Raw genomic sequence first — 18,158 nt, 5'->3', positions numbered from 1 at the left:
ATAAAACAATTAACTAAACATAACTTAAAAATGTAATTATACAATTTCAATCTAATTAAACTTCAATCGGTGACTTATGATGTACCGCAGAAGCAAACTCTCTAATGAAATTCCAATTATTTTCTTTCTCAAAGAAATTTCCGGTGACGATAATGGATGCACCGTGTTTAACTTTTTCGCGAGCAGTTTCGGGAGTTTTGATTCCCCCTCCTACAATTACCGGAATAGAACAGTATTCAGAAACAGCTTTTATCATTTCGTTTGGTACAGGATTATCGGCACCGCTTCCGGCTTCGAGATAAACCAATTTCATCCCAATATAATCGGCGGCTAATGCGGTTGCAGCAGCTATTTCGGGTTTGTTTCGAGGCACTGGAAGACTTCCGCTCATGTAAATTGCAGTTGTTGTTACTCCGGATTCAATCAAAATGTAGCCTGTTGAAATCGGTTCAATTCCACTTTTCTTTATTAAGGGTGAAGCAATAACATGCCTGCCGATTAAATGGTCGGCGTTTCTCCCGCTGATTACCGAAAGAAACAAAATTGCGTCTGCGAATTCTGAAACCTGATTGACACTTCCCGGAAAAATAATCGTTGGGATTTTTGTGTGTGCTTTTACTTCTTTTAAGAAAGACTGGAAATCTCCATTCATCATCAGACTTCCTCCGATAAGCAAACCATCAACACCGCCGGCGGCACAGCCATCTAAAAGACCCGATAATTTATTGCTATTCACTTTGTCTGGATCCAACAGAACCAAATGTGCTGCACCCTTGGTTTTAATTATATCTAAAAGATAATTGTAAATTTTCATAATAAATGCTGATAAGTTGCTCTAATAAATCCACTTTGTTTTATAGAAAAAAATCGGCTGATTTGATCTTTGCTATCTGCAGCAATTTTCTTTCCTGCAAATATATTATTTTTATCTTCAAAAGTAATATTACTTAATGGAGCAGAAGTGAAAAAAATTATTATTTATGAAAAACCAACTTGTACAACTTGCAGAAAAACAGTTAATATTTTGAAAGAAATGGGAGTGGATTTTGAAAAAGTAAACTATTACATAAAACCCTTTTCGAAATCCAAACTAAAGTCATTGTTAACCAAGCTTAAAAATGAAACCTTTGGAATTACTTCGTAAGAATGAAGACGCCTATAAAAATCTAAAGGGGAAAATAGAAAATCTATCTGACGACGAAATTATAAACTTGATGATTAAAAATCCTGCTCTTGTTCAAAGACCAATTGTTGAGATTGGTGATGAAGCAATTCTTGCCCGACCTGCTGAAAAAATAAAGGAACTCTTTGCTTAAATATTTTTTTCGCCCGTTAAAATATTTTTCGCGTTAAGTAATTCTTTATTTTGCTCATCCGTGAGCTCGGGATATTCCGGTTTTAGTTTCTTTAATGTTTCAACAATAATTTCTGAAACAAGAAGCCTCGCAAACCATTTTTTATCGGCAGGAATTATAAACCACGGAGAGCAGTCTTTGCTTGTTGCGGCGATTGCTTCTTCATAACATTTTTGATATTCGTCCCAATATTTTCTTTCTTCAATATCGCCCATCGCAAATTTCCAGTTCTTTGCTGGGTTATCAATCCGTTCGAGAAATCTTTTTTTCTGTTCTTCTTTAGAAATGTGAAGAAAGAATTTTAAGATTACTGTTCCGTTCTCGTAAAGATATTTTTCAAAATTTGTTATATGTTCAAACCGCCTTTGCCAGATATTTTTATCTATAAATTTTTCTGGCAGTTTTGATGATGCGATCAAATTATGAACTCGTACTATTAAAACCTCTTCATAATGCGAACGATTGAAAATACCAATCCGCCCCCTTTCGGGCAAAGCCTTGTTGATCCTCCAAAGATAACCATGATCAATTTCTTCTGCCGAAGGCTGCTTGAAGCTGTAAACTTGTGTGCCCTGAGGATTCAACCCGCTCATAACGTGTTTGATGGTGCCGTCTTTGCCGGCGGCATCCATTGCTTGAAAAATTAAAAGTAAAGAATATTTATCCTGCGCATAAAGTTTATCCTGAAGCTCTGACATTTTTTTAACGTTTTCTTCAAGAATTTCAGCAGCCTCGTTCTTAGAATTAAATTTATCTGTGTCGTCAGTTTTGAATTCTGAAATTTTAAATTTTGAATGTTGATGAGCTAAGTATTTTTCAATTTTCATTTTAATAATTCCTGCCGGATTTTTTTATTAGAAATTTATCATAAACTTTCCCAACTTCAAACCGGCAGGATAGAAACAAAATTACTTTTTAGCAGAAAATCTTTCTACTTTATTTTTAACAGGCTTAAGGGTTTGCATGTAGGTATAAATTGCAGATAAATCTTTATCGGTCATTCCAGCATAAAAAGTCATTGGCATAATAGTATTATAGTCAGTCGGGGTAACGTCAATAATTGATTCGGGATTTCTGTAGATTCTAAATCTGTCGAGAAAACGTTCAAGAGACCACGAACCGATTCCTGTTTCGATATCGGGAGTTATGTTAGAAGATCGAAGTGTTCCACCCGGCAGAGGAAATTCCATTTCACCAGCACAATACATTCCTGGCAATGGCTCCCCCTTTTCCGATTGTGTATGACAATCTGCGCAGCTTGCAATTGTGAATAAATATTTGCCATAATTTAAAACATCTGTTGTGTCTATAGATTTTTTTGGTTCATAAGATTTCACCGGAATAGTTTTTACAATCAGATTCAAAGGAAAATTTAATTCCGTTTCAGGGACTTGATTCTCAATTGGTTTTAAAGTTCTGAGATATGCAACTATCGAATAAAGATCTTCTTCCGAAAGTTGATTGTAATTTAGATAAGGCATTAAAGGGAATAATGCTTTGTCATCTTTATTTACCCCGCATGTAATCGCTCGGATTAATTCTCCATCGGTCCAATTTCCAATTGCAGCAGGGGTTAAATTTTTACTATAAATATTTCCGGGAAAACCATATTTTTCCAAAAACCCTTCTCCACCCTTTCCGTCTGAACCCGGAACGATTGGGGCAGAAAATTTAGAGTAATCCCGCGTAGAATGACAATCAAGACAAATCGTTACGTTCTTCGCAAGGTATTCTCCACGGGCAATTCTTTCGGGTGTTGATTCAACTTTAATATTTCTTGGCGGGTCAACATCGGGATAATTAAAGTTGAAGTAAATTAATAATCCCACAATAGCAACGATCAGAATCCCCAAAAAAATTCCCACATAGCTGAAAAATTTTCTCATAATTACTCCTAGAAACTGATAAATAGTTATTTGGATTTAGTGTCACTCTGATTAAACATTTAAAATTTACTTACTCATTGGCTAAAAAACAATTTTTTTTTAACCGGGGACTGTAAAGTAGTTTAAGAGACCGAGTTGAAGTATAAATGATTTTTCTTACTTAAAATTTCCGTTGAAGTTTTTTCGCTTCAATGAATTAACTTAACAATCAAAAAAAATAAAGTTAAAAATGATTAGTAAAGAATTATTAGAAATGCTCTGCTGCCCGGAAACAAAAGCAGATCTCGTGTTAGATGGAGATACGCTTGTTTCAACGGATAAAGCTACAAGACGCCGTTATCGAATAGAAAAGGACATTCCCATTATGCTTATTGAAGAATCGGAACAAATAAGCGAAAAGGAGTGGGTTGAAATAATGCAGCGTCACGGAAGAAAACTTAGTTAATTTTTAATTCAATTTATTCAGCAAACTGATAACATTAGAAAATTATGGATCCAATAAATATCATTGCGGGACTAAATGTAATCGCAACATTCGCAGCCAATTTTTCAACCGCCAATAAAAATTTAAAATCTACTCTGACCGAAGTAAGAGAAAAGCCAAAAACATTTCTTCAAAAATTTCCTCTGGTTGTTTCTTCTTTCACCTTACTTGCATTAATATTTGGAGTTTTTCAGATTGGTACTTTAGAATATTCTGAAGAGTTAAAAACCCCGCGCCTTATTGGGCTTATTGTTTATCTAATTTTTAGCTGGCTGCAGATTCTTTCCTTTAAAAAACTTAGCGACAATTATTCGCAGGAGGTTGTAATTAAAAGGAATCATCAACTTGTTACAACCGGAATTTATTCGGTCATTCGCCACCCCCAATATCTTTCACAAATACTATTGGATCTTGGCAGCGGGCTTGCGGTTATGTCTTATGTCGTTCTGCCTCTGGCAATAATTGAAATCCCGATTTTGATTATGCGTGCCGCTCTAGAAGATAAACTTCACAATAAATATTTTGGAGAAAAATTTACTACGTATAAAAAGAAATCGGGCTTTTTCTTTCCCTTCATTGGTTAAGCGATTCATTCAAAATGAGTTTATTTAAGTTCTGTTTTTTTGTTTTACTTTTTGCATCAACACTTCTTGCTCAGGAAGACGAACAATTTATAATTCAAACGAGCAAGGGGATTTTATATATCCCAGCGTATGAAAGGCAGGGTACTTTTTATTTTTCTGCAAAAAGTTTCGCTGAAGCGGTTTCATTAAACTATTTTATTAACGAGGGTGCAGGGAAAATTGAACTTAAATCTGATTATTATTCAGTAAAAATTTCTGCGCGAAATCCTTACATAATTTTTACATCAAAAAAAGATAATAGCACCAACATTATACAACTCCCCACTTCAACCTATCTTATCAAAGGACACATTTATATCCCTGCTAAATATGTGGCTGGCTTGCTTGGCACTTTATTGAACAAAAAAATTGATTTTACAAAACCCAACCAGATAATCATTAAAGACGAAACACCAAACGAAAATGAACCGACAGTTATTTCTACTCCAGGCAGCTTTAATGTTTTTGGTTTTTCAATGGATCAAAAGACGAACGGAACTCTTGTTACTATTAAATCCAATAAAAGAATTCCATCGTACAAAAGTTCATTTAAAGACGATGTTTTGACAATTACATTTAGAAAAGTAGCCGTCGACACTTCTAAACTAAACTTCACCGGGGGAAAAGGGTTAGTTAAATCAATATCATCTAAAAATGTTGGAGCAGACTGCGAGATTTATTTTAGACTTGGAAAAGAATTTACAGCAAGTGATGTCTTAGATGTTGAAAACAGCGATGATGTTCAAATTACTCTTCATAATAAAATCTTTGAAGGCAAATCTGAAAAAGATAAAGAGAAATGGATATTTGATGTTGTTGTGATTGATGCCGGTCATGGTGGTGTTGATGCGGGCGCAATTGGGGTCGGGGGGGTTAAAGAAAAAGATGTTAATCTAAGTGTTGCTCTAAAACTCGGCAAATTGCTTGAGGAAAACATGAAAGATATAAAGGTAGTTTACACCCGCAAGACTGACACCCAGGTTGATCTTTACAAGCGCGGAAAAATAGCCAATGAAAATGACGGTAAAATTTTTATTTCCATTCATTGCAATTCTACACCTAAGAAACCTTCTGATGCGGAAGGATTTGAAGTTTATTTGCTTCGCCCCGGCAGAACTCAGGAAGCCATTACAATTGCCGAACGTGAAAATAGTGTGATTCAATATGAAGAGAATCCCAATCGCTATCAAAAACTGACTGATGAAAATTTCATATTAGTAAATATGGCGCACTCTACTTATATGAAGTATTCGGAAAAGTTTGCCGAGATGCTTGACAAACAATTAACAGCAAATCTTAAGTTGTCATCTCGTGGAATTAAGCAAGCAGGTTTCTATGTGTTGGTGGGGGCTTCAATGCCGAATGTTCTAATTGAAACAGGATTTTTATCTAATACAAATGATGCGGCATTTCTTAAGTCAAAAGATGGACAACAGAAAATTGCAAATTCAATTTTTCAGGCATTGAAAAATTTTAAGCAATTTTATGATAAACAAATTGAATCAAACTGAATTCAATTGAGAATGATTATTTAATTTGCACAATCACATTCCTGGTTTCAGAATTATTCCTTTATTTTTGTGCCCATTAATTCTAACAGTGATCGAGCTATCAAACCTTAAGTGTTTAACATAGTTTAATTCTTCCAACGGTTTTTTTTCGAGCAGCCAATCCCAGTCGATAAATCCCTGGTGACTCAGAGAACTGACGGTAAAATATCCAACTCGAAACGAAGTAATGTTCTGAAAAAAGTGCGATCCTTGCGAGGGGGTAACATTTAAATCTTTGAAGCCAGCTTCAACTATAGCTGCCGCTCCCGAAATCTGATCCCAGGTTACGGGTATGCCAAGCCAATGATCAAGCGACCCCCACCTGCCTACGCCGATTAAAATGTACGGGCGCTTTTCTGAAACCAGCTTCGCATTCAACTGGCTTACTTCGTAAGCTGTTTCTTTAGTTTTAGATCGGTCAAATTTATTTATATCAATCATTATTATATCATGAAGATCATTGATTGCACCATTGCCCAATACTTGCTGGCTATGACAGATAAGCTTTGATTCGTCTAATTCTTCAACATTCAACTCTTCTGCTTCGCGGCTTATAACCAATGGTCGCATTTGCAGCATGGCAAATTCTTTTGGCTTACCTTCGGGAACATCTAAATTAACTGCAAATTCTATTTCAACCGAAACGCCCATCCCCCACGTACCAAGCTCAAGCAGTAGTTCAAGTATTTCTGCGAGGGGAAACATTTTGTGTTTTAGAATCGGCGCAAATGTAACCACACGCATTCCGCTGCGAGAAATACCTTCATAAACCGAATCATTCTCGGGCGAATATGTTGATCCAACTGCATAAAGAGTTCCATCTGTTTCAGATTGTGTTAGATCATATTTTTTTACAAGTATATCTTCGGTGCGATCGGGATGGTGGTTCAACTTTCCATTAAGATCAAGCGCATAAAAATCTTGTTGCGCGTTTCTTATTGTTTCTTTAGTAGAAAAAAATTGCAAAAGATGTTTCGGGTACTTTGGACAAAAGCGGACAGTGTTTCCTCCTTCAACAACTGTTTTGCCCAAGCCAAGGGCAACGAGCGCTATTCCATCAACTGATTTTTGCGGGGGGACGGGATAAAAATTATAAGACTTCGCAACCCCTGCAAAATCAGGATAAAAGCGTTCTTCTCTTTTTGCACCCACAAGTTTCTGAATTATCACTGCCATTTTTTCTTCTTCTAATCTGTACGAAGTGGCTTTCATATAATCTTTCGCCATTCGATGAAAAGTTGAAGCGTAAACACTTCTGATTGATTGAAGCAGTTCATCAAGTCTGATGTTTTTATCAGAATTGCTGTTAGGAATCATATAGGTTTGATAGACCCCGGCAAAAGGCTGAAACTGCGAATCTTCAAGCAAACTTGACGAACGTACTGCCAATGGTTCATGAACGAAATCAAGAAAATCAGATAGTTTTTCGATCACATCCTGCGGGAAGAAAGAAGCCTCAATAAACTTTTGTGTAATCTTTAAATCGTCAGATTCATTTAGCGCGAATGATTCTAAATTATTTTCCTGAATAAATTGATCGAATACATCTGTTGCGATAATAACGGCAGAAGGAACTGTGATTTCCACCCCCTCAAATTTATTCCTGATGTTATAATTGTAAATCAAGGAATTAATAAATCCCAACCCCCTTGCTTTTCCACCGAGCGATCCGCCGGCTATTCTGGAAAAACTATTTTTTGGATCAAATAATTTTTTGCTGAAGTCAGTAACCACTCCGCGCTGTCTTATTTCAACATATTCTTTTAAGGATTTATAAAGAAGATTTCTAAGTTCATCTGCATTTTTAAACTCCGTAACTTTCTTTGGTCTTAATTGATGCGCAAGCCAAAATTCCGTTCGGGCTTTCAGCCACTTAGAAAAATGATTGCCTTCAGCATGATAGAACAGACTTGAGTCGCTGACTGATTTAAGCATTTCCATCATTTCAAAAATATTTTTTGCCCTCCCTACTTCTCTTCCATCCGGTGTTTGAAAAATAAAATCACCGAAGCCAAAATTATTCATCATAAAATCTCTTAAATCATGAAGCAGGCTGGGGGAATTTTTTTGAATGAAAGAACAGCCAATTTCGTTTGCCGGACCGGCTATTTCAGCATTTGAAGATTGAATGACGATCGGAATATCTTTGTGCTGGCTTTTTACCAGCTTTGCAAATTTTAATCCAGCTTCCGGATCTTTAGCCCCGTTGTGTCTGAAATTATTGTCGGAAATAATTCCGAGGATGTGCTCTTTATATTTTTCAAAATAACCCCATGCTTCTTCAAATGTTGTAGCCAATAAAATCTTTGGGCGTGCTCTCATTCTTAAAAATTTGTGCTTAAGATTTATCCCTTCGGAAATCAGTCTTTGTGACTGTTTGAAAATCTCCGTGTAAATTAAAGGAAGATAAGTTGAATAAAATTTCACGTTGTCTTCAACAAGAATTATAGTTTGCACTCCAATATTCAAAACATCGTTTTCTACATTCAGCTTGTCTTCAACATATTTTACAATTCCCATTACAAGATGATAGTCGCCATTCCAAATAAATATTTTTTCAAAAATCGCTGTGTCATAATTATAAACCAATTCCTTTCGTTCGCGGTTGTCATAAGCCAGAAGGATTATTGGCAGATTGATGCCTGCCTGCCTTATCATCTGCGCAAATTTAATTACGTGCATATCATCTAAATGAAGGGTGGTGATAATTAAATCAAAGGTGCTTTCATTTGTCAGAAGTTCTATCGCTTCAAGTCCGGTTGTAACGTGAGTGATTTCCGGTGCGTGGCTCAAGTTTAACGTTTGATATTCCTGCCGAATAAGCTCATAGAGTCTTCCATCCTCCTCGAATAAATAATTATCATAGATACTGGAAACGAGAAGAATTTCTCTGATTTTATGCTGCATAAGCTTTTGGAACTTCTTCAGCCTATTCCCAAAAATATCTTCTACTTTTAGTAATTCAAGTTTGTTCATATTAATTGCCTTGTTGTTTGCAGTCCAAAATTAAACTCATAATCCTTAAAGAGCAAAGCTGGTTGAACTGCTTCTTGACTTTTTCCATTCATCTTTGTAAAATGTTTCTTTCAAAAAGTTTATCAGTGATTCTGAGGGAAATGAAAACCTTATTTAATATTGTTTAAGTAATATTTTCAGGAGGTTCTGATGAAAATATTTGTTGTTCGTTCGGTTCTGTTCTTTGCGGCAGTCTATTGTTTTATAGCTGCTAATTATAATAACACCAATTCCAATTTATTGGGAGATAACACAGTGTACTCTCTCCCACCAATTGCTAAATATGTAACCCCGAATGGTACTGGTGATCACTCAGGTTCAAGTTGGAGTAACGCTTACTCTATCGAGGATTTTAAGATGAATGCTGCTTCTAACACAAATTATTATTTCTCTGCTTCAGTTTTTTATACCGGTGATATTAACCTGAACAATCTGAATAACTCTGCCTTGATCGGAAGTGTGCTTGGCACACCAGAGATTCCAACCACAATTTTTGTAGGCGGTGGAGAAATAAGCGACACTCTTAATTGGAGTATGAGCTGTATTGAATTTAAATACAATCTTTTGACATTAAATTAAAGACATGCAAATAAAAAGATTCCGCTGGTTCGGGTTAAGAGTTAATTCAACCTCTGGTGGTTTTATTGGAGATAACACTAGAACTGATACCAGCGGATGGGCAGCCTGGGGAGCACCAATTGGACCACCGCACCAAGAAATTTTATCACCTGGCGGAATAAAGTTGTTTGGAGATAATGCAACACTAAGAAATTCAAATATCAGAAACTCAGGCTGGGATGGTGTACAGGTTGCAGGATATAATGTGCTGATTGAATCCTCTTCAATTGACTCAACAGGAATAGACCTGCCAGGAGCAGAACATCAAGGAGATGGGATACACGTATTCAGAAACCCTGATATTTACTATGAACAGGAAAGTGGACTACGAATATACAAGGCAGGCAGATTGACAGTTAATAACTGTTATGTCAGTACAAATTTTCCCAAGAAATCCGGGATAGAAGCAGGATTTATAGACGGTGCAGTAGAGAAACCAAGGTTAAGAGTTTATAATAGTTACATAGCGGGTGGAAAAGGAATAGGAATAACACAAAGTAATGACCTCGCCAATGGTGAATTTTATTCTGATGTTCAAAATTGTACGATTGTTGGTTTGGACCCAACAAGACGGCCATTTAGAATTGAATTTTATGATTCAGGAACAAAGGGGATAATTAATAGTAATATTTTTATTTGTCAGGTTGGTTTTGATACAACACAATGTCCCGTTGGTGAATATGATACTGCGCCCACCGCGGTAAAATATGGGACTAATACTTGGAAAATTGGGACGGAGTGGCAAGATCCGTTTTGTGTGGATCACAACTTAGTTTATGTTGAAGATTAAGAGAAGGGAGAACAAAATGAGAAACACTAAAATATTTCGCTTCTTTTACATAATGTTTTTTATTTGTCTCTGTTGATTTATCGCTTGCCCAAGAACCAGATACTCTCTGGACAAAACAATATGGCGGAGATAGTATAGATGTTGCATATGATATCGTTGAACTGTACGATGGTGGATTTGCAGCTGTGGGGTATACTAAATCAATACCGCTTACAAGTTATAACATTTGGTTTTTAAGATTGAATTCCGATGGAGACACTTTGTGGACAAAAACCTATGGGGGTGGCGGGGAAGACTATGGCTACTCATTAAAGAAAACAGAAGATGGAGGATTTATTATTGCGGGCACAACTAACTCTTATGGTGTAGGTGAATTTGATTTTTATGTCATACGGATTGACTCTATCGGGGATACACTTTGGACAAAGACATTTGGTGGGGAGAATAATGATTATGCTTGGTCTGTTGATATTACCTTGGATGGCGGATTTGTTATTGCTGGAGAGAAAAATGCTTTTCCAGAGACCCCAGATGGGATGATTATTAAGATTAATGAATCCGGTGAATTAATTTGGGAGAAATTTATTTCTACATCCAACCCAGAATATTTGTATTCAATAAGTTCTTCTGCGGATGGAACATATTCATTAGCGGGATATGCTTATTTAAATTTTTCAGCTGGATTTAATGCTTGGTTGTTAAAGTTAACTTCGATCGGAGATTCAAGCTGGTCAAAATACTTTGGTGGAGAATTGACACAAAGATTTTATTCACATGGTATCACAAACAAATCCTCATTTATTTGTGTTGGTCGCACATTACTTTCTCTTGGTGGTTTGCCAGATTTATATATTGTTAAAACTGATTCGTTGGGAAACGAAATTTGGACAAGATCTTTTGATTACGATAACGACTCTGACGAAGGCTACTCGGTCCAGCAAACACTTGATGGTGGATATATCATTACCGGGCAAGGGCGACCATTCGACGGACTTGGTTTAATGTGGATAATAAAAACTGATTCCTTAGGAAATATGTTGTGGGATAAAACCTTCCCTTGGGAATTTCCAAAAACCAAAATTTCCGGACCTGTTTCGCCATTAGCTGATGTGGGCACTTCTGTTAAACAAACTTCTGATGGGGGTTACATTGTTGCTGGATATCGTGATGATTTAACTGGACCTTATTATCAAGCTTATATTGTTCGCATTGCACCAGACATCATACCCGTCGAACTAACCTCCTTCACAGCAACTGTAGAGCGAAACGCAGTTTCGCTAAACTGGCAAACAGCAACGGAGACAAATAACAGCGGGTTTGAGATAGAAAGAAAACAAGTCGGCAGTCCTCAGTCTTCAGTCGGCAATCAGGACTGGAATCAAATTGCTTTCGTTCCCGGGTTCGGGACCACTACTGAACCAAAGAGTTATTCTTTCACTGATGAAAATCTTTCATCTGGAAAATATCAATACAGATTAAAACAAATTGATTTTGATGGAAATTTTGAATATTCAAACACAGTTGAAGTAGAAATAACTTCACCAACAGAATTTACACTTGAGCAGAATTATCCCAATCCATTTAACCCAACAACAAAGATAAAGTATGAGATTCCGGGTCAAGCCCGGAATGACAATACACTTGTAACTCTGAACGTTTACGATATACTAGGAAATGAAATCGCCACACTCGTAAACGAGCAGCAGCAGCCCGGCACTTACGAAGTGGAGTTTAATGTAGGACAGAATATCAGCCTGTCCAGCGGAGTGTACTACTACCAACTACGGGTTGGGGGTTTTGTTGAAACTAAGAAGATGATTTTGTTAAGGTAATCAATTTAAGTTGAAAAATGTTGTTGTAATTTTGAAAGACCCTCAAAAAAAACGCACCGGGTTGTAGGTGCGTTTTTTGATTTTCATAATAGCCTATGATTAAGCGACGGGTGTCAATAATTCTTTTTCGATTGCTTGTTTTAGTGATTCTTTTGGTAAAGCACCCACCGCCATCTTAGGTTGTCCGACCAACGGAACAAAAAGTATTGAGGGAATGCTTTTAATTCCGAACACTCCGCCAAGCTCTTGTTCTTCGTCAGTGTTTACTTTATAAACATTTACTTTACCGTTGTATTCTTCGGATAGCTCTTCCAATACCGGTCCGACCATTCTACAGGGACCACACCATGGCGCCCAAAAATCTATCACTGCAGGTAATTCTCCATTATATTTCCACTCCTGATTTTTTTCGTAATCAAAAACTTTTGTTAAAAAAGTTTCTTTAGTTAAATGCTCTGTCATTTGTTTTTCCTTTCTTAGAATAATTTATTTTTAGTTTCAAATCTTTTTATTGTGCTTGGTGCAAATCATCCATTGAGAGATTTTTTAAATTACTTCCAGCACTCTTAATAATTTTTCCTTAACTTGTTCAGCCACGCTCCGCATGCCCGGATTTTCAATTATTTGTGCCATAACCATCGGATCAAAAATTGACACAATAGAATTTCCATCCTTCTCATAAACAATCACATTGCACGGAAGCAACAAACCTAATTCTTCTTCAACCTGCAATGCCTTATGCGCTAATGAGGGATTACACGCTCCGAGAATGGTATAATTTTTAAAGTCCACTTTGATTTTTTTCTTAAGCGTTTCTTTAACATCAATAGAAGTAAGAACACCAAAACCTTCCCGCTTCAATTCTTCTGTTACTTTTTCTACAGCCTGTTCAAAATTATAATTTGTTATTTTAGAAAACCCGTACTTCATTTATTTATCTTCTCTTCGATGTTTAAATTTTTTGTTTGTGATTTCCAATTTACTAACAGCGTTCCAATTAAGCCGCCCCAAAGGGTGCTCATCCAGGGGTTTCCCGTAATTGAACAGCCTTTTGAGCAGCCGATAAAGTAATAATATGCATAGCCCAAAGCAGCACCAATTAATATTGGAAATGATCTTCGTAACCACAATTTATTTATTTTAATTCTGCTAATATTCATTGTCTAATTTATCATTTAAATTTGCCGCATTAAATCTGAATTGCTTAAATTTAGATGCTGCTGCCTAACCTTGGGTTCTAGATTTGTGTTAAAGAATATGAACAGCGCTTCTAATTTTAACGCTAGTTCGCTCTTTCCGAATACGCAAAACGAGTAAAGGGATGCTGTTCTTTAATCTAATAATTATTCGTTTTATTTTTCTGAAGGTAAGATTCAGTCGGTGAAAAATGGTTTCAGCAAAGTTAAAATTAATAGAAGAATCCAATAGAAAAATAGAAAAACACCTCTCCTGTGCTAATTGGATTTCCGGGAAGATTTTTTCTAAAAAGAAAACTTCTGCCGATGGAAAAATCTGCCGGACCAATTGGGGTATCGAAGGATAGTGTAGCTCCGAGCCCATGTCGAAGATCTTTAAATCTAATTTGTTCTTGTTCATCCCATGCGGAACCTAAATCATATCTAAGTTTAAAATAAGTTTCAAAAAATATTTTTACAGGGAGTTTGTATCTGTATTCAAGTGAAGCAATAAAAACTTGTCTGCCGCGAAATTCATTTTCTCTCATTCCGAAAAAAGAATTTTGACCACCAATGGAATACTGTTCGCTGAGCGGCAGTGTTTTATCAGCAAAACCCATTATAACCTTTGGTGCAAGAAGATGATCGTCTGCTATGCTGAAATAATTTTTATACTCAATTCCAAAATTGCTAAAGCCAACATCGCCGCCTAAAATTTTTTGTGCGGATTCGTAGAACCCCGTAAAGTATAGACCGTAGTCAGGATATGGATATTTATTTTGAGTGTCTATGGTGGTACTAATTTTAAAACTAAAAATATTTAATATATAAGGACTGATGGAAGAACCGCGTTTATTTTTTATTTCATCTACCTGATATTTTGTCTGTAAAATTAAATTACCAAACTTCCCCACTTGGGTACCCGTAGAAAATGAAGCGCCATAAAAAATTTCCCTGTATTCGCCTGCGTCTGACCGAGTAAAGTTATTCTCCGATGCTTCTGGATCGTCCCGATAAACAACAACATCGTTAAATCTATAAAACGCATTTATTTTATATGTGAAATATGTGTTGAATAGTCTGTTCGCTTTGTGCTCAAAAACATAATTACGATTTCTTGCACCCCCCGATAGAAGAACACCGAGCTCCGTTGCCGAGCCGAATATATTTTCATTCCGAATATCAAGACTGAGCTGCGCCCTAAATTCATTATCAAGTCTGAATCCGAACCTTACGATGCCGGGTATTTTTTCCTGTACGCGAAGGATTAAAACATTAAGCTCGTTGTTTTTTTTAACATCCACCGTAACGTTTTCAAATAAGTTTGTGCTGCGTAAATTAATTAATCCCTGCTCAATATTTTTATACTTAAAGTATTCGCCGACATTTAAAGGAAACTCCCTCCTGATTATATAAGGATTTGTGTGTTCGTTTCCCTCTATTTTTATTTCCGAAATTACACCTTCATCAAATAGAAAATATAGCTCGCCTGATTTTTCATCGAATTTTAAACGGCGCAATTCTGCAAGCGAATAACCAGCCTTTCTATACTTTTTTAGCACAAGAATAATCCGATCAACTATTTTATCAGGATTAAAAGGCAGGTGTAAAAGATCGTTCATTATTATTCGAATTGAATCTTTATCAATAACTGTAATACCATCCAATTCAATGTGGTTCACTATTGATTTAATAGAAAAAAACACTTCGACCGAATCACCGTTGAGAAAACGATACCTGATTGAATCTATAACACCACCCTCAAACTCTTTTTCTAAATTTTGCTTAAGATTCTCAATTGTATAGGAAGCTCTGTCTGGACTGTTCACAATGGTGAAAGTTTTATTGCTGTCTATTAGTAATTCCTTTTCGGAATTTGACGGATGATTTATCTTTTTAATTAGAGATTCAACTAACGGCTTAGCAGCGAGATACCCTGCCAAAATTAGCGAATCAATATTTGTGAAATCATTGGCGTCTCTACCATACAAGTTTGGTTTAATTATTTCGTCAGCATATTGAAGCTGTTCTTGATTCATTATTTTTAAGGGAATGCTGACAACCTGATCGGCGACAACCCAGGGGAAAGCAAGCTCTTCTTCGGTGTGAAGGTCGCTTGTTGTGTTAACAGCAATTATAAAATCTGCCCCCATGTCCTTTGCAATTTTAACAGGAATATTTGCTACAAGCCCGCCATCAACCAGCAGCAAAGAATCAATTTTAACCGGTGAAAGTAAAAAAGAAACACTTGAACTTGCCCTCATTGCCTGACTTAGTGAGCCGCTGCTTAGTTGAACGGCAGCGCCTGTTAATAAATCCGTGCATACCGCCCGAAATTTTACCCTAAGATCGTCGAAGTCGTTTTTAACATGAATCGGTGCTTGAAAGGTAAGTAAGTTTAAATAGTTGAGAAGTTTTTGACCATCATTTATTGATGTGGGGAGAATCGGGGTGAGACCTTCAAGCCGCAGTGCAAAAACTGCTTTATCTTCGGTTATTTTTTGATCAACAAATAATTCTCTTCTATCCCCCTCTCTGTTTGTGGAGAGTAAATCGGTCCAATTGGTTGAACGAGCGATCGAATCGAGATCATCAGCGGTGTAACCTGCAGCGTAAAGACCGCCGACAATACTGCCCATACTTGTTCCGACTATAATGTCAAGTTGAAGTCCTGCTTCTTCAAATGCTTTAAGTATTCCGATCTGTGCCAATCCTCTTGCCCCGCCTCCGCTTAGTACGAGTGCAACTATTGGCTTATCTAAAGGAACCGTTTTAGAAAGTCCAAATGGCAGTTTTTCAATACGTGTTTCAATTTTGTTATAAACTGTTGACTGGGAAAAACACGCAGTCCAAAAGAAATAACAAATCAGAATTATTCTATGCGTCATGTTAAGATTTATTTTGTTCTGAAATCCGGACAGCAATTAAATAAAATGATTTGAATAATCCTTTATTTTTTTTTGCCGCCTTTCGAACTTGCATTTTTCTCTGCAGCCTCCATAAGTTTTTCCATAAAACCTTTTTTCTTTTGAGGATTTTTTACTGGAACCAATTCGGTTCCGTCATGTTTTTGGTTTATGTAATACTGCTGCGCGATAGAAAAAACATTAAACATAAAATAGTAAAGATTAAGCCCTGAAGGAAAACTCATAAAAAGAAATGTCAGCATAACTGGCATAACATAAACAAGAGCCTTTTGGCTTGGGTCTTTAACTGACATCTTCTGCTGAAAGAACGTTGTTATGCCCATCAATAGTGCAAGTCCGCTGATAAATTGAACACCGAATAGTGGTATTTTAAATCCTAAATCATAAATCATATCGGGTTTTGAGAGGTCGTTTATCCATAATGCAAATGGCTGATGCCGCAGTTCAATTGCGGTTTGGAACAGCCCCCACATCGCAACAAAGATAGGCATTTGCAACAATATTGGCAGGCACCCCCCTGCCGGATTCACCCCGTAAGTAGAATAAAGCTTCATTGTTTCTTTATTTACTTTTTGCGGATCATCTTTAAATTTCTCTTTTAATTCCGCTATTTTCGGTTGTAAAAGTTGCATTTTCTTCATTGATTTCATACTTGTTTTCGTAAGCGGATAGAGTACAAGCTTTATTATCAATGAAAATACAATTATGACGAATCCATAATTGGGAATAAAATCATGTAAAAATTTGAATAGCGGAAGCAGAACATACTCGGCGATTGGTCTGACAATAAATTTAAGTCCAAAGAAACTACCAAAGTCAACGAGCTTTTCAAGATTTTTATTATATGTTTTTAAGTTATCATAATCAACCGGTCCAATGTACAAGAGAAAACTATTTGTAACGTTTTGACTTTCTGCAAATGGAATAGAAAGTCTTGTGTTGTAAAATTCTTTAACCCCGTTCTCAGAAAAAGATTTTCTGGAACCCTCGATATAAGCACCATCTACTTCGGAAGAATTTATAGGAACAATAATAGAAGCGAAGTATTTATTCCTAACTGCTATCCACTCAACTTTTCCATTAAAATCTTCGCTGGCTTTTTCACCTAAATCACTCGCATCAATTATAACTTGTTCGTCGCCATAGTAAACGCTGGCGTTGGAATAATTCGCTTCGTCAACAGCGTTTTCTTCTACAAAACGAAGACCGCCATTCCAAACAATATCAAAAGTACGATTACTAATTACATCGTTCAATCCTACTAAATTTACGTTGGCGGTGAGGTTGTATTTGTCGGCATAAATAACAAAATCTTTTTTAAGATACTTGCCATCAGCCACTGTAAACAAAAATGAAACAGTTGCCGAATCTTTTCCTGAAATGCTGATATGGTTAGGAGTTTGGCTGGAAGAAAAATCTAGCTCGGTTGTGTTTATCGCCTTACCATCTACAGTAACAAAAGACACATCAAAAGCATTCCCAACTGAATAATTAATTAACTGAACGCCTTTTTTATAAAAATTTTCATCCGCATCATTTCCGCCGGAATTCCAATTATTGTACTTCTTAAGAAACAATTTTTTTATGTTGCCACCCTTCGACGAGAACTCTATGATTGACAGATCAGTTTCAACTGTAATAATTTTTTCCTGCTCATTACTAACAGCAAAAAATTTGCCCATTGAATTTTTACTTTTCGAAGAATCCAAAATATTGCTCTCGCTCTGACTCAACAAAGTCTTTGTTTTACCGTCAACATTTTGGGAATCATTTTGAACAGTTAAGCTGTCTTTTGGGTTTTTTGTTTGTGGCGGTGGCGGAGTTGGAGTATTAAAGTATAACCAAACTACCAGGATTGCACCTATTAAAATAAAAGCTAGTGTTGTTTGTTTGTCCATAGTTT

15 protein-coding genes and 1 pseudogene are annotated in these 18,158 nt (G+C 36.4%); 7 read left to right on the top strand and 9 right to left on the bottom strand.

The features are described from left to right. Positions 1–55 precede the first annotated feature (55 nt). Positions 56–814, bottom strand: coding sequence for a geranylgeranylglyceryl/heptaprenylglyceryl phosphate synthase (locus tag IPH11_08070; GenBank protein MBK6913612.1), 759 nt, complete (start codon positions 812–814; stop codon positions 56–58). A 147-nt stretch (positions 815–961) separates the two neighbouring features. Here IPH11_08070 and IPH11_08065 point away from each other — a divergent pair. Next, positions 962–1,316: pseudogene (locus tag IPH11_08065) on the top strand (arsenate reductase). Here IPH11_08065 and IPH11_08060 read toward each other — a convergent pair. Continuing rightward, on the bottom strand, positions 1,313–2,182 hold the full coding sequence (locus tag IPH11_08060) for a polyphosphate kinase 2 family protein (GenBank protein ID MBK6913611.1): 870 nt from the start codon (positions 2,180–2,182) through the stop codon (positions 1,313–1,315). The pseudogene IPH11_08065 and the gene IPH11_08060 overlap by 4 nt on opposite strands. Before the next feature lie 81 nt (positions 2,183–2,263). After that, positions 2,264–3,241 (bottom strand): cytochrome c, encoded by a 978-nt coding sequence (locus tag IPH11_08055; GenBank protein ID MBK6913610.1) that lies wholly within the window; start codon positions 3,239–3,241, stop codon positions 2,264–2,266. Between the two features lie 229 nt (positions 3,242–3,470). Here IPH11_08055 and IPH11_08050 point away from each other — a divergent pair, with 229 nt between their 5' ends. The 3 genes from IPH11_08050 to IPH11_08040 are packed head-to-tail and all read left to right on the top strand — an operon-like array spanning position 3,471 to position 5,859. Then, on the top strand, positions 3,471–3,686 hold the full coding sequence (locus tag IPH11_08050; GenBank protein ID MBK6913609.1) for a hypothetical protein: 216 nt from the start codon (positions 3,471–3,473) through the stop codon (positions 3,684–3,686). Positions 3,687–3,730: 44 nt separating this feature from the next. Further along, a complete protein-coding gene (locus IPH11_08045) occupies positions 3,731–4,309 on the top strand; it encodes an isoprenylcysteine carboxylmethyltransferase family protein (GenBank protein MBK6913608.1) in 579 nt (192 codons plus the stop codon). 14 nt (positions 4,310–4,323) lie between these two features. Beyond that, positions 4,324–5,859, top strand: a complete 1,536-nt coding sequence (locus tag IPH11_08040) for an N-acetylmuramoyl-L-alanine amidase (GenBank protein MBK6913607.1) — start codon at positions 4,324–4,326, stop codon at positions 5,857–5,859. A 33-nt stretch (positions 5,860–5,892) separates the two neighbouring features. On the opposite strand, the gene IPH11_08035 is transcribed toward IPH11_08040, so the two are convergent. Continuing rightward, positions 5,893–8,805 carry a histidine kinase gene (locus IPH11_08035; protein ID MBK6913606.1) on the bottom strand — a complete coding sequence of 971 codons (2,913 nt, stop codon included), beginning with the start codon at positions 8,803–8,805 and terminating at the stop codon, positions 5,893–5,895. A gap of 258 nt (positions 8,806–9,063) precedes the next feature. Here IPH11_08035 and IPH11_08030 point away from each other — a divergent pair, with 258 nt between their 5' ends. The 3 genes from IPH11_08030 to IPH11_08020 all read left to right on the top strand — a co-directional run bounded on the left by IPH11_08030 (position 9,064) and on the right by IPH11_08020 (position 12,153). Continuing rightward, the gene (locus IPH11_08030; GenBank protein ID MBK6913605.1) at positions 9,064–9,492 is read left to right on the top strand and encodes a hypothetical protein; all 429 of its coding nucleotides are present in this window, start codon (positions 9,064–9,066) and stop codon (positions 9,490–9,492) included. 4 nt (positions 9,493–9,496) lie between these two features. Continuing rightward, the gene (locus tag IPH11_08025; GenBank protein ID MBK6913604.1) at positions 9,497–10,321 is read left to right on the top strand and encodes a right-handed parallel beta-helix repeat-containing protein; all 825 of its coding nucleotides are present in this window, start codon (positions 9,497–9,499) and stop codon (positions 10,319–10,321) included. A 185-nt stretch (positions 10,322–10,506) separates the two neighbouring features. Next, complete coding sequence (locus IPH11_08020) at positions 10,507–12,153, top strand: T9SS type A sorting domain-containing protein (GenBank protein MBK6913603.1); 1,647 nt, start codon at positions 10,507–10,509, stop codon at positions 12,151–12,153. Positions 12,154–12,252: 99 nt separating this feature from the next. Here IPH11_08020 and trxA read toward each other — a convergent pair whose 3' ends face one another. The 5 genes from trxA to yidC form a co-directional block, all read right to left on the bottom strand. Beyond that, positions 12,253–12,615, bottom strand: coding sequence for a thioredoxin (gene trxA, locus IPH11_08015; GenBank protein ID MBK6913602.1), 363 nt, complete (start codon positions 12,613–12,615; stop codon positions 12,253–12,255). 84 nt (positions 12,616–12,699) lie between these two features. Further along, complete coding sequence (locus IPH11_08010; GenBank protein MBK6913601.1) at positions 12,700–13,083, bottom strand: DUF302 domain-containing protein; 384 nt, start codon at positions 13,081–13,083, stop codon at positions 12,700–12,702. Then, positions 13,080–13,313: a hypothetical protein gene (locus IPH11_08005; protein ID MBK6913600.1), complete on the bottom strand. Its 234-nt coding sequence runs from the start codon at positions 13,311–13,313 to the stop codon at positions 13,080–13,082. Before IPH11_08005 ends, IPH11_08010 begins: the two co-directional genes overlap by 4 nt. Positions 13,314–13,561: 248 nt before the next feature. Further along, entirely contained in the window at positions 13,562–16,216 is a 2,655-nt protein-coding gene (locus IPH11_08000) for a patatin-like phospholipase family protein (protein MBK6913599.1), read from the bottom strand. Between the two features lie 62 nt (positions 16,217–16,278). Beyond that, positions 16,279–18,153, bottom strand: coding sequence for a membrane protein insertase YidC (gene yidC / locus IPH11_07995; GenBank protein MBK6913598.1), 1,875 nt, complete (start codon positions 18,151–18,153; stop codon positions 16,279–16,281). Between the last annotated feature and the right edge of the window lie 5 nt (positions 18,154–18,158).

It is taken from the genome of Ignavibacteriales bacterium, assembly GCA_016709155.1.
Taxonomy (GTDB): Bacteria; Bacteroidota; Ignavibacteria; order Ignavibacteriales; family Ignavibacteriaceae; genus JADJEI01.
Note: the sequence above shows the minus strand (reverse complement) of the source record. Positions and strands in the feature narration are given on the sequence as shown.